Raw genomic sequence first — 13,054 nt, 5'->3', positions numbered from 1 at the left:
TAACTCAGATGGCCAAGCGGATCGACGTCAAAGATCTCAATATCTACTACGGCGCCTTCCACGCTGTGTCGGACGTGGACCTGACCGTGCTGCCCCGCAGCGTCACCGCCTTCATCGGTCCCTCCGGTTGTGGCAAGTCCACCGTGCTGCGTTCGCTGAACCGGATGCACGAGGTGACCCCGAACGCCCGCGTCGAGGGCGCGGTGCTGCTCGACGGCGAGGACATCTACGGCGCCGCCATCGACCCGGTGGGTGTGCGCCGCACCATCGGCATGGTTTTCCAGCGCCCGAACCCGTTCCCCACCATGTCCATTCGCGACAACGTGGTGGCGGGCCTGAAGCTGCAGGGCGTGCGCAACAAGAAGGAACTCGACGAGGTCGCCGAGCGCTCGCTCAAGGGCGCCAACCTCTGGAACGAGGTCAAGGACCGCCTCGACAAGCCGGGCGGCGGTCTGTCCGGTGGTCAGCAGCAGCGTCTGTGCATCGCCCGCGCGATCGCGGTCTCGCCCGACGTGCTGCTGATGGACGAGCCCTGTTCGGCGCTTGACCCGATCTCCACCCTGGCGATCGAGGACCTGATCACCGAGCTCAAGAAAGAGTTCACGATCGTCATCGTCACCCACAACATGCAGCAGGCCGCGCGCGTGAGTGACCAGACCGGTTTCTTCAACCTCGAGGCCCAGGGCAAGCCCGGCAAGCTGATCGAGATCGACGACACCGAGAAGATCTTCTCCAACCCCACCCAGCGTGCCACGGAAGATTACATCTCCGGCCGCTTCGGTTAAGAGCGACGAGAAAGCCCCCGCCTCCTGGAAGGAGTGCGGGGGCTTTTCCGTTGGTGCTTGCTAGCTTTCGACCTCTTCGTCGCCGGGCAGGACGCCGGTGACCAGGAAGATCACGCGGCGGCCGATCTCGACGGCGTGGTCGGCGAAGCGCTCGTAGTAGCGGCCGAGCAGGGTGACGTCGACGGCCGAGGCGACGCCGTACTTCCACTCACGGTCCATCAGCAGGGTGAACAGGTGGCGGTGGAGGTCGTCCATCGCCTCGTCGTCCTGGTTGAGCTGGGCGGCGCGCTCGGGATCACGGGTCTCGAGCACCTCCTTGGCGCCCGCGCCCATGTTGACCGCGATGCGGCCCATCTCGGCGAAGTAGCCGTTGACCGACTCGGGTAGCGCGTGGTTGGGGTGGCGGCGGCGGGTCACCTTGGCGACGTGCAGTGCCAGCGCGCCCATCCGGTTGACGTCACCGACGATCTGGATGGCGCTCACCACCTGGCGCAGGTCGCCCGCGACGGGGGCCTGCAGCGCGAGCAGGGCGAATGCCTTCTCCTCGGCCTCGGAGATCATCACCGAGATCCGATCCTGCTCACCGATGACCTGCTCGGCCAGGGTGAGGTCGGCTTGCAGCAGGGATTGGGTGGCCTGTTCCATCGCCTGGCCAGCGAGACCGGCCATCTCGCCCAGGAGGTTGGCGAGATCGGCCATTTGCTCGTTGTAGATGACACGCATGATTGCAGACCCTAGTGGGTACCCCCGGCGCTGTCACCCAACGGCGGGTGAATGCCGCGTGGCAGTGTCGTGCCAGCTCTGCGGGGGTCAGTCGCAGCTGGTGTCGGCGGCGTTCATGTGTTCGAGGTCGGACGGGAGGGCGACGGGTGCGGCCGCGATCGCTTTGCCGGTCTCCACGTTGGGGATTTCGGTACCGACCGCGGTGGGGGTGCGGACCTGTCCCGCGAAGCTCGAACCCAGGATGACCTCGACGATCCCGTCCAGGTTGTCGTCGCGTTCGATGACCGCGCCGGGGATCGAACTGGCGACAGTCGCGGCCGCCGCTTCGTTGCCCATCGAGTAGTGCACCACCGTCGACTCGCTGCCGTCGGGGTAGTTGCCGACGCTGTAGATCCCGAAGCCCATCGTGCTGAGCTTGTTGGCGGCCTGCTGCGCGACGCCGGTGCGACCGGTTCCGTTGGATACCCGAATCGACACCGATCCCGGACTGACGGCATGCACCTTGGGCGCCTGCGTCGGCGGCGCTTCGGCCGAGCTCGTGACCGGCGGGGCGGTCTCCTCACCGGGCAGCGGCTGGTCGTCGATGATCGCGCGGAAGATCGCCCTGATATCGGACTCGCGCGGAATCTCGTTGCCGTACGCCGTGGTCCCCGCGGTCGGTGCGGTAATGAACGTCACCGCACCGGCATTGACCTTCTGCAGCGATCGGCCGAGCAGGATCAGGTCCTGGGTGCCGACGCCGTCGACGAAGGTGTGCTGCCCGAACGCGTCGACGAAACCCTGCAACTTGCCCGGGTCGAGCAGCACCTTGCTCGACAACGCCCCACGGAGCAGGGCCGCAAGGAATTGCTGCTGCCGGTGGATCCGGTCGTAGTCGCTGCGCTCCTCGCCAATGACGTGTCGTGCGCGCACATAGTTGAGTGCGGTCTCACCGTTGACGCGCTGCTTGCCCGAGGTTTCCAGGACCGTGCCGAGTACGCCGTCGATGATCGGCTTGGTGGAGCAGACCTCGACGCCGCCGATTTGATCGACCATCGCCTGGAATCCGGCGAAGTCGATGCCGATGAAGTGGCCGATGCTCAGGCCCGACATCTTTCGCACCACGTCGACCAGACAGCGGGGGCCGCCGAGCGCGTAGACGCCGTTGAGCTTGTCGCCCATGAACGGGGCGAACTTCTGGTCGGTGTAGGTGGCCTTCTCGTTGTCCCAGCCCGCGCACTGCGGGCGGGTGACATCGAGGTCGCGGGGGAACGAGACAACGACGACGCGCGAGCGGTTCTTCGGGATGTGCACCAGCATGACCGTGTCGGCGCGCGCACCCTCGGCATCGTCGGTGGTGCCGGCGCCAACGCCGGCGTTGACGCCCGCCCTGGTGTCGGTGCCGACGATCAGGTAGTTCTCGTCACCGAGCTGCATATCGCCGTCGAGCACGTCCTCGGTGGCGCCGTCGAGCGCGGAGACCTGGTTGAGGCTGTTGTTGGTGGCACGCAGGTAGCTCCAGCCGCCACCGGTGACTACTAGCGCGAGCACCGCGAAGAAGGTGCACGCCACCCGGCCCGCCATCCGCGCCTGCTTGCCGCGGCGGCCGTCGGCCGAGGGACGGCGCGGCGACGCGTCGGCCGTGGCCTTGACCGGCCTGGCGCGCTGCGGCGGCTCGGCGGTGACCGCGGGCAGGATGTCGGTGGCCGGATCGCCGATCGGATCGTGGGCGCGGCGCGGCGGCGTGCTCGGCTTGCGCCCGCCACGGCCCGGCTCGGGCGCCTGGGCGGGCAGCGCGGTGGTCGCGGTGCGGTCGGCGGGGGATTCGGCGCGATGCGGTGTGCCGACGATGTCGTCGACGACGGACGAGCTGTCGGTGCGCGCGGTGATGTCGGGACGCTGGGTGGGACGCGGCGCCTGGTCGCGGGCCCGGCGGCCCGCACGCGAACCGGCGTCGATATCGGGGGCGGGGCGCCTGCCGCGCCTGGTGCGTTCGCTGTCGACGCGGTCGACCAGGTCCTGCACCGTCAGCGGTGCCGCACCGGGGTCCTGCGCCGCGTCCGCGTGCCTGGACCGTCGCGCGCCGGCCTCCGGCTGCTCGGTGGGTTCGGCCGTCGGATAGCGCTCCCAGGGGGCGCGACTTCCGGGCCGGGGCGTTCGCCCGCGCCGATCGTCACCCACCAACGAACCTCACTTCTTCTATCTGCCGCAGCATGCGCGTCACCGCCGGCTCCGATTCGTACCGCAGCCGAACGATGTCCGCAATGATAACGATTCCGCCACGAGTAGCCACTCCTGTGCGCAAACGAATCGAAGGCGAACTCGTTGCGCACCGATGACAAAGGCCCGCTGACCTCGGCGGAATCAGCCGCCGCTGTGCATCACATCGGCTGCCGATGGAACGGTGTCGTCCTCGGGATCGTCGAGCCAGCCGTCGGGGAGGGCGACCTTGGCCTGCGGCGAGCCCTGGCGGCCGCGCGGGCCGAGGGCGTCGGTGGGGAAGGTGGCGGACGGGTCGAGCTGACCGATGAGGTCCTCGAGCTGAGTCAGCCGGGAGACGGTGGCGAAGCTGCGGCGCAGTTGCGAGCCGACCGGGAAGCCCATCAGGTACCAGGCCATGTGCTTGCGGATATCGCGCATCGCCTTGTCTTCACCGTCGTGCTCGGTGAGCAGGGTCGCGTGCCGGAGCAGGATCTCGCCGACGCGCCCGAGCACCGGGCCGTCGGGGATGGGCTCGCCGCGCAGCGCGGCGCTGAGTTCGGCGAACAGCCACGGGCGGCCGAGGCAGCCGCGGCCGACGACGACGCCGTCGCAGCCGGTCTCGCGCATCATCCGCAGCGCGTCGTCGGCGGAGAAGATGTCGCCGTTGCCGAGCACGGGGATGGTGGTGACGGCTTCCTTGAGCCGGGCGATGGCCGACCAGTCGGCCGCGCCGGAGTACAGCTGGGCCGCGGTGCGGGCGTGCAGCGCCACGGCGGCCGCGCCCTCGGCCTCGGCGATGCGGCCGGTATCCAGGTAGGTGTGGTGATCGTCGTCGATGCCGATGCGGAACTTGAAGGTCACCGGGACACCAGCCGGCTCGGCCGCCTGCACCATCTCCCGGACGATGTTGGCGAAGAGCCTGCGCTTGTACGGCAGCGCGGAGCCGCCGCCGAGCCGGGTCACCTTGCGGACCGGGCAGCCGAGATTGAGGTCGATGTGATCGGCCCACCCCTCGCCGACGATGATCCGCACCGCCTCGCCGAGGGTCTTCGGATCGACGCCGTAGAGCTGCATCGAGCGCGGGTTCTCGTCGGCGTCGAACGACATCATGTGCAGCGTCTTCTCGTTGCGCTCGACCACCGCGCGGGCGGTGATCATCTCGCACACGTAGATCGAGGTCGCGCTGCCGAATTCGCGGCACAGCTTCCGGAACGCCTGATTCGTGATGCCCGCCATGGGCGCGAGCACGACCGGCGGATCGACCGGGTACGGTCCGATCCGCAGCGCCGTGGGGGCCTGGGGCATCGTGATAGTCACGCTGGCTATTCTCTCATCCGACCCGATGTGATCGATCTCGCGTACCGGCGCCTTTCCGCGGGTCATCTCGGGATTGCGAGCCCTGCGACACCATTTGTCTGTGACTCGGAGTCCCAGGTTGGTCGCCTACCTCAGTAGCCTGTTGTCTGCTGGCATCGTCGCCTCCGGCGGTGCGCTGTCCCCACGTAATCGGAGAAACCACCCATGGCCGAACCCGCTGACGACGCCACCGACCTGACCGAAACCCCACCGGCCCAGCCGGGCAAGGGCACGGTCGCGGTGCAGGTCTCGACGCTGATCGGCGGCGCCGTGATCGCCGTCCTCGCGATCATCGCCCTCGTGCTCGGCGTGCTGCTCGGCTCGGCGCGCTCCGATCTCTCCGACCTGAAGGCCGAGGACGCCGACAACGCCAAGGCCGAGCAGATCGCCCTCGACTACGCCGTCGGCTCGGCGACGCTGAACTACCAGGACGTCAACGCCTGGGTCGCCAACCTGAAGGCGGGCACCTCGCCGGAGCTGTCGGCCAAGTTCGACGCCACCGGTGCCAAGCTCGAGCAGATCATCATCCCGCTGAAGTGGACCTCCGCCGCGACGCCGATCACGGCCAAGGTGATGTCGCACGAGGGCGAGGTCTACAAGGTCGCCGCCTTCGTCGACGTGAGCACCACCAACGCCCAGAACCCCGACGGCCTGCGCAACACGGTCACCTACAACATCACCGTCGACGCGGGCAAGGACTGGAAGATCACCGACGTCGGCAGCACCGACGGCGCCCTGCCGACCAAGTAGCCGCACCGACGACAACGCCCGCCCTCCGAGCACGGAGGGCGGGCGTTGGTCGTTGTGCGGGCTAGACGCGGGCCAGTTCGAGCTTCTTGGCTTCGCGGGCGAGCATCTTGTCGCGCTGCTCCTCGAACTTGAGCACGTCCTGGCCCAGCCTGTCGAGGAACCCGGCCAGGCGCTCACGGGTGGCCTCACCGCGGGCGGTGAAGTCGGTGCGCTCGAAGATGTTCCACTTCTTGAGCACCGGCTGGACGACCTCTTCGAGGTGCTGACGCAGGTCGTAGATGCCGTGCTTGGCCATCAGGACGCCGTTGCGGCGGAAGTTCGGCATACCGGCGCCGGGCATCTGGAAGTTCTCGACGATGAGCGAGATGGCCTCGATCGCCTGGTCGGGCGACAGGTCGAGCGCCGCGGCGCAGAGGTTGCGGTAGAAGATCATGTGCAGGTTCTCGTCGGCGGCGACGCGCTGCAGCATGCGGTCGGCGATCGGGTCGTCGCACACCTTGCCGGTGTTGCGGTGACTCACGCGCGTGGCCAGCTCCTGGAAGGTCACGTAGGCGACCGAGTGCAGGAAGCCGGCGTCCACCTCGGTGGGCGAGGCGAAACCGTTGGTCATGTGGATCATGCGGGCGTTCTCGAGTGCCACCGGGTCGACGCCGCGGGTGACCACCAGGTAGTCGCGCATCACGATGCCGTGGCGGTTCTCCTCGGCGGTCCAGCGACCGACCCAGGTGCCCCAGGCGCCGTCCTGGGAGAAGTTCTCGGCGATCTCACGGTGGTAGGACGGCAGGTTGTCCTCGGTGAGCAGGTTGGTGATCATGGCCGCCTTGGCGACCTCGTTGAGCTTGGACTGCTCAGGATCCCAGTCGATACCGCCCATGGCGGCGAAATTGCGGCCCTCGTCCCACGGGACGTAATCGTGGGGGTGCCATTCCTTGGCGAGCGACAGGTGCCGGTTGACGTTTTCTTCGGCAACCGGCTCCAACTCCGTGAGCAGTTCGAGTTGAGTCAGATCCCTTGCCATGTAAAAACCCTTCGCTGTCGTGCTTACGGTCGAACGTCGCGATGCGGCCATACCTTACGGCACCGTAGGTGTGATGCGAAACGCAACTGAGCGGATTTCCGCCTAAGTTGAGCAACGCCACAACCTCGGCCGACGCCGTCTCGTCGTACTGACGAGTCTAGGTGCTCGGCCCGCAGCGTAGGGTCTATCGCTGCGGGCCGCGCGACGTTAGCTCCCGGTGGGAAATCTCTCAGCGCTTGCCGCCGAGCAGCCCGCCGAGAATGCCGCCGAGCCCGCCGCCCGCGTTCTTCGACAGCGCCTCGCCGATCACCCCACCGAGCCCGCCGCTGGTGGTGCTGCCGCCGATGAGCCCGCCGAGCAGGTCGCCCAGACCGCCGCCGGAATCCTGCGGCTGGGGCGCCGGTGCGGCCGCGCCGCCACCGCCCGTGAGCTGCTTGGCGACGTAGGCGAGCACGATCGGCGCCAGGATCGGCAGCAGCTTGCCGATCAGGTCGTTGCCACCGGTCCCACCGGTGCCACCGAGCGCGCTGATGACGGTGTTCTTCTCGTCACCGAAGACGTTGTCGACGATCTTCTCGCCGTCGGCCACGTCCACCTGCCGCAGGTCGACCGCGCCGTCACCTTCGACGAGGCCGCCATGGTTGTCGAGCGCACCGAGCAGCGATGCCGCGCCTCGAGGCTCGGCCGCGTTGGCCTGCAAGCCGCCGAGCAGCGTCGGCAGCGCGGCCTGGACGGCATTGGTCGCGGTCGCCTGGTCGACGCCGAGCTGGTCGGCGATCTGGGCGATCGGTACCTGGGAGAGCAAATCATCGAAAGAAGTCATCGGCTCCGCCTGTGTCGAGGGGTGCCCGGTAGCGCCCGGGCCAGGCTCAGGGTAGGGGCTCGCGATGCCGGAACCGCCGGTTTCGGCGGCGTCTGCGTGCGGCGCGTCGCCACGTGACGATGGCTCGCGCGACCCGCGGGAACCCGAGTAGCCGGGTACTCGTGACCCGAGCCTGTCGGGGGAGGACCGTTCGAGGGGAACGGTCGTCCCACACCGGGAGAAGACGATGGGTGAGTCGATGACGATCGCGCCGGATCCGCCGTCCGGCGCCGCGCCGATCGGTGCCTACGACGCGTTCCTGTCGTACTCGCACGCCGACCGCGCGATCGCGGCAGGCATCCAGAAGGGCCTGCACCGCATCGGCCGCCGGATGGGGCACCTGCACGCGCTGCGGGTATTCCGCGACGCGACCGACCTGACCGCGAGCCCCGATCTGTGGGGCAAGGTCACCGAGGCGATGGACCAGGCCCGGTACTGCATCGTGGTGCTGTCGCCGCACTCGGCCGTTTCGGAATGGGTCGACCGCGAGATCGCCTACTGGCTGCGTACACGAGGTTCGGAACAGTTGTTGTTCGTCGTCGCGGGCGGAAAGCTGAAGTGGGATCGGCACACTCGACGCTTCGATCCAGAGCGATCGACCGTGGCGCTGCCGGTCCTGACCGAGCCGGGGGTGCTGCCCACCGAGCCGCTCTACGTCGACGTCACCGAGGACGCGCCGTGGGACCCGCGTGCCGCGCTGTTCCGGGAGAAGCTCACCGACCTGGCCGCTCCCATCCACGGCAAGCCGAAATACGAACTGGCGGGGGAGGATCTGCGGGAGCAACGCCGATTCCGGCGTGTGCGCCGCGCCGCCGTCGCGGGGCTGGTGCTGCTCACTGTTCTCGCGTTGGCGGCGGCGTATATCGCCGTCGACCGGCAGCGGGAGGCGGAGCGGCAGCGCAATCAGGCGATCGCGTTGCGATTGGTGTCCGAGGCGGAAGCGATGCTGGGTGGTGCCCGCCCCCGCGACGACGTCCGGGCGATCCAGCAGACTCTCGCCGCCGCGCAGATCGCTCCCGACTTCGACGAGGGTGCGCTGCTCGGCACCCTGAATGCCGAAGCGGCAGTGGACAAGATCGTCCAGACCGGTAAACCGTACGGTCCCGGCCCTCTCGATGATCCCGCAGCGGTGAGCGAGCACATTCGCGCGGCCAAGCCCGACTTCAGCATCGCCTTCAGCCCGGCAGGCGACCGGATCCTCACCAGCGGCGTGGAGATGCGGCTGTGGGACGCGGCGACCGGAACCCGGATCGATCGGGTCTTCGAACCGACGCCGCTCGCCCTGCGCGCGGTGTTCGGCCCGGACGGCCGCCGGATCGCCGGCACCACGCCGGACAACGCGGTCCAGATCTGGGACACCGACACCGGCAAGTCCGCCGCGCCGCCGCTCACGGGGAACCGGGATACCGTCAACAGCGTCGCCTTCTCGCCGGACGGCCGGTCGGTGGTGGCCGGCGGCAAAGACGGCACGATCCGGTGGTGGGATGTCGCCGGCGGTCGCACAGCGGAATTCACCGGCCATGACGGCCCCGTGTACTCGGTGGCGTTCAGCCCCGACGGGCGGCACATCGTCTCCGGCGGCGAGGACACCACCGTGCGAATCTGGAACGTCGAATCCCCCACGGACCCACCCGAGACCCTGCGCAGGCACAGCTATCCCGTGAAGACCGTCGCGTGGAGTCCTGACGGTGGGCGCATCGCGTCCGGCAGCAACGGTTCGCCCAAGGCGGCGGAAATGGCCCCCGAGCTCGGAGCGCCGCTGCTGCTCTGGGACGCCGACACACGCCAACTCATAGGCACACCGCTCGTCGGGCACGACGGGCTCGTCAATTCCGTCGCTTTCAGTCCGGACAGCACCAAGTTGGCCTCCGGGGCGACCGACAACACGATCCGACTGTGGAACGCCGCCACCGGCAGCGCGGAAGGGACGCCGTTGCCCGGCCACGCAGGGTGGGTCATGGGCATCGTGTTCAGCCCCGACGGCCACCGCCTCGCCTCCACCGCCTGGGACGGGACGCTGCGCGTCTGGGACCTCGGCCAGTCCGGTTCGCTCGGTGTGCCCTGGCCGTCAGACCCCGGATCACCCGAGCCCGGCTACGGCCCGGTGCTGGCTGTCGAGCGCGATGGCAGGCGGCTGGTGAAGCAGGACAGCGAGAATGCCTCGGTCTGGCTCATGGATTCCCAGACGGGCCGCAGTACTTTCTTGGCCGACTACCCCGACGGCTCCGATGCCCGTGCGGCGATCAGCGAAGACGGCCGCCGCGTTGCCGTCGCCGGCCCGGACAAGACCGTCACCTTCCACGACACCGAGACAGGAAAACAGGTCGGCCTTCCACTGACCGGATTCGGTGAGCCGGTAGGCGCGCTGGACTTCGGAGCTCGTGGCACACGTCTGGCCACGCTCACCGCCGGAAACGTCGTGCAGCTGTGGAACATCGAAACCGGAGCACCCGTCGGCGGTCCGTTCGAAGGATTGCCCGAGGTCGGCGGGATCGAGCTCAGCCCGGACGGCCGCTATCTCGCCGCCACCGGCGACGAGACAGTGCGACTGTGGAACACCGAAACCGGCACGCCGATCGGCGGCCCGATGACCGGGCACACCGCGCACCTCACCAGCCTCGAATTCGACGCCGCCGGAACACGCCTGCTCACCCACAGCGGCGACTCGGCACGTCTGTGGGACCTGCGCACCGGTGCCATGATCAAGGAGATTCGCTCCCTGGGAATCTGGTCGGTGGCGATGGCTCCCGACGGTTCCCGCTTCGTCACCGGCGAGGACACCACCCTGCGCCGGTGGGATATGCGCACCGGTGAGCAGATCGGCCCCCCGATGGAAGGGCACACCGCGATGGTGCGCAGCTTGGCGATCAGCGCCGACAGCCGCTACATCGTCTCCGGCTCCAGCGACCAGACCTTGCGCTTCTGGGACCTCGCCGACGGCCGTGCAGTCGGCGAGCCGTTGCACGGGTCACCGGGCTGGATCGAAGACGTCTCGATCAGTGCGGACAGCACGATCGTCGGAACCACCTATCTGGGCTTCGACAACAACGCCGGCTTGTGGACGTGGCCTGGTCCCGGCGCATGGACAGAGCTGCTGTGCGACAAGCTGACCTTCGAAATGAGCCGCCAACAGTGGTCGGACTGGGTTTCCCCCGACCTGGGGTACCGCCCCAGCTGCCCCGGCCTCCCGCCTCATCCCGACGACCGCTGAGCGGCGCTGACGTGGCGGGAATCACAATTATTCGCCCCGCTGGAACCGCAGGTCAGGGGCATAGGCGGAGGAAATCATACGGACGCGCGATGGCTTCGGGGAGCGTTGCCGCCAGTCTCGTCGGCACGGCAAGCGTCAATCGATGGTTCGCCTAGGCCATAACCGCTGGTCAAACCGGGTAAATCGTGGTGCCCCCTGTAGGACTCGAACCTACGACCTAGTGATTAAAAGTCACCAGCTCTACCAACTGAGCTAAAGGGGCGCGGAGGGGAGTCTAGCGGACACCCCGCCATCGGGCCGAATACCGGTCCCCAGCTCTGTCGGGGAGCCCGATCAACCCTGGTGGACGCCGGTAACGAAGCGCAGGCCACCGACGATTCCCGGTAACCAACTGGTACCCACCACCGTTCGCACTTCAGGTCTCGACATGGTATCGAATACTGTTGTCACGCAACAGGTTTCGATGAGCAGGGGATTCGTGGTCGATCAGGTGGTCCGGTGTGGACGCGGGTCTCGCGACCGTCGGGCGAACAGCAGGGGGTTCGCCCGACGGTCGTCGGCCTGGTCAACCGGGCTGTGCGCCTACGGAATTCATAGCCGACGAAACCATTTCGGTTGCGCCTCGTTAGCTGCGTTGGATAACCGAACCGGATGTTCGGATGGGTGTTCCATTTGCCGCGTGTCGGCTCGCGAATGCGGGTACGGTGATCGCCTGGTGAATTTCGAAACTATCACCGGTGCTGCGTTGTTCAACGCGCCGGTGCCGGTCGTGGTGTCGAGGAATTCATCGAGGGTTCGAAGTGCCGGGGTAATCGCGAAGGGCGCGCGAATCTTCGGCAAAGGGGCAATCGTTACCGCAGGAGGAGGCGGTTCTCACAGGTAGTTGAGCCCGAGTGTGCACCCCCTGCGGCGCACCCGGGCGGGCGAACTATACCAGCCGGCGGGGTACCGGCTTTACTGCGAGATTTCATACCGAAAGTTTGTATTAAAACCACTATTCGCGTCAACGGTCGGTTATTGATCGTTGGCGGTGAGAAGGTTCGGAGGCGTTTCGAGCATGGCACGGCAGCAAGAGCGGGCCCGCCGGACACGCGCGGCGATAATCAAGTCCGCGGCCGTCGAGTTCGGGAAGAGCGGATATGCCGCGGCATCGCTCAACCGCATTCTGGAAGGTTCGCGCGCGACCAAGGGCGCGATGTACTTCCACTTCGACTCCAAGGAAGATCTGGCGCGCGCGGTGCTCGAGACCGCGGTCGAGCGCTACCGCGTCTGCGCGGAACGCTGGCTCGGCCGCGCCGACTTCGGCCCGCTCGACCTGCTGCACGGGATGGTGGACGAGATCGCGCTGCGGCTAGAGCACGACACCATCGTGCAGGCCGAGTACCGGCTCGTGATCGAGCCCGACTTCCATCGCGACGCGGGCAACGGCGGCGGACGCATCGTCGGCCGCGCCACCCGGGTCCTCGCGGTGCGCGCGATCGACGACGGCCAGCTGCGCGCCGACACCGACCCCGACCGCTTCACCCGCACCCTCGCCGCGGCCCTGGCCGGCCAGCGCTATCTGGTCGATCCGATCGCCAGCGGTTCGGCCGCCGACCTGCGTGCCCGGTTCGCCGAGGTGCTGGAGGTTATTGTCGAGGCGATGGCAACCCCGGTGTGGATCCAGAGTTTCCGCAGCGACGGGTGGCGCGCGCAAGCACGCCTCGATGACCTCGGTTTGGGCGCCTGACCAGGCGATTTGGAAGTCTGCGCACACCTGTCATAAGCTATGCGAGCTCCCAACGGAAACGTTGAAAGCCGGTCCGGAGAGATCCGGGACGAGCCCCCTTCGTCTAGCGGCCTAGGACGCCGCCCTTTCAAGGCGGTAGCGCGGGTTCGAATCCCGTAGGGGGTACAGTCTCCGGACTGTGTAGCAGTACAGCAAGGCCCTGTGGCGCAGTTGGTTAGCGCGCCGCCCTGTCACGGCGGAGGTCGCGGGTTCGAGTCCCGTCAGGGTCGCAAGTAAGCGCCGGAGTGATCCGGCGCTTCGCGTATGGCATTCAGTACGGGTGCCTGCGGCCAGGTAGCTCAGTTGGTACGAGCGTCCGCCTGAAAAGCGGAAGGTCGCCGGTTCGATCCCGGCCCTGGCCACCACGAAATCCCCTCACCAGTCCCTGGTAGAGGGGATT

The 13,054-nt window shown here is 67.8% G+C and carries 9 protein-coding genes and 4 tRNA genes; 7 read left to right on the top strand and 6 right to left on the bottom strand.

From position 1 onward, the window contains the following. The first annotated feature begins 8 nt into the window (after positions 1 to 8). The gene (gene pstB / locus ACWF82_RS16900; RefSeq protein ID WP_379038492.1) at positions 9 to 785 is read left to right on the top strand and encodes a phosphate ABC transporter ATP-binding protein PstB; all 777 of its coding nucleotides are present in this window, start codon (positions 9 to 11) and stop codon (positions 783 to 785) included. Between the two features lie 60 nt (positions 786 to 845). Here the strand turns inward: pstB and phoU are convergent, their stop codons facing one another. From phoU to dusB, 3 genes are all read right to left on the bottom strand, one after another. Then, entirely contained in the window at positions 846 to 1,508 is a 663-nt protein-coding gene (phoU, locus tag ACWF82_RS16895) for a phosphate signaling complex protein PhoU (protein ID WP_452502090.1), read from the bottom strand. A gap of 87 nt (positions 1,509 to 1,595) precedes the next feature. Next, entirely contained in the window at positions 1,596 to 3,668 is a 2,073-nt protein-coding gene (locus tag ACWF82_RS16890) for an LCP family glycopolymer transferase (RefSeq protein WP_452502088.1), read from the bottom strand. A gap of 183 nt (positions 3,669 to 3,851) precedes the next feature. Beyond that, entirely contained in the window at positions 3,852 to 4,994 is a 1,143-nt protein-coding gene (gene dusB / locus ACWF82_RS16885) for a tRNA dihydrouridine synthase DusB (protein ID WP_452502267.1), read from the bottom strand. Between the two features lie 216 nt (positions 4,995 to 5,210). Between dusB and ACWF82_RS16880 the strand changes: the two genes are divergently transcribed. Next, entirely contained in the window at positions 5,211 to 5,795 is a 585-nt protein-coding gene (locus ACWF82_RS16880; protein WP_452502086.1) for a hypothetical protein, read from the top strand. Positions 5,796 to 5,856: 61 nt separating this feature from the next. On the opposite strand, the gene ACWF82_RS16875 is transcribed toward ACWF82_RS16880, so the two are convergent. Both ACWF82_RS16875 and ACWF82_RS16870 read right to left on the bottom strand, forming a co-directional pair. After that, positions 5,857 to 6,813: an acyl-ACP desaturase gene (locus tag ACWF82_RS16875; RefSeq protein ID WP_452502084.1), complete on the bottom strand. Its 957-nt coding sequence runs from the start codon at positions 6,811 to 6,813 to the stop codon at positions 5,857 to 5,859. A gap of 229 nt (positions 6,814 to 7,042) precedes the next feature. Then, positions 7,043 to 7,636 carry a DUF937 domain-containing protein gene (locus ACWF82_RS16870; protein ID WP_452502082.1) on the bottom strand — a complete coding sequence of 198 codons (594 nt, stop codon included), beginning with the start codon at positions 7,634 to 7,636 and terminating at the stop codon, positions 7,043 to 7,045. A gap of 226 nt (positions 7,637 to 7,862) precedes the next feature. On the opposite strand from ACWF82_RS16870, the gene ACWF82_RS16865 reads away from it, so the two are divergent. Further along, the gene (locus ACWF82_RS16865; protein ID WP_452502080.1) at positions 7,863 to 10,886 is read left to right on the top strand and encodes a toll/interleukin-1 receptor domain-containing protein; all 3,024 of its coding nucleotides are present in this window, start codon (positions 7,863 to 7,865) and stop codon (positions 10,884 to 10,886) included. 186 nt (positions 10,887 to 11,072) lie between these two features. On the opposite strand, the gene ACWF82_RS16860 is transcribed toward ACWF82_RS16865, so the two are convergent. Beyond that, positions 11,073 to 11,148 (bottom strand) — tRNA-Lys (locus ACWF82_RS16860). Between the two features lie 795 nt (positions 11,149 to 11,943). Here ACWF82_RS16860 and ACWF82_RS16855 point away from each other — a divergent pair. From ACWF82_RS16855 to ACWF82_RS16840, 4 genes are all read left to right on the top strand, one after another. Further along, positions 11,944 to 12,615, top strand: a complete 672-nt coding sequence (locus ACWF82_RS16855; RefSeq protein ID WP_452502078.1) for a TetR family transcriptional regulator — start codon at positions 11,944 to 11,946, stop codon at positions 12,613 to 12,615. A gap of 92 nt (positions 12,616 to 12,707) precedes the next feature. After that, positions 12,708 to 12,780, top strand: a tRNA-Glu gene (locus ACWF82_RS16850). 30 nt (positions 12,781 to 12,810) lie between these two features. Beyond that, positions 12,811 to 12,884: transfer RNA gene (locus ACWF82_RS16845), tRNA-Asp, on the top strand. Positions 12,885 to 12,942: 58 nt separating this feature from the next. Next, positions 12,943 to 13,019: transfer RNA gene (locus tag ACWF82_RS16840), tRNA-Phe, on the top strand. Positions 13,020 to 13,054 lie beyond the last annotated feature (35 nt).

Source organism: Nocardia sp. NPDC055053 (assembly GCF_053608285.1).
This window is presented reverse-complemented; position numbering and strand designations above follow the sequence as displayed.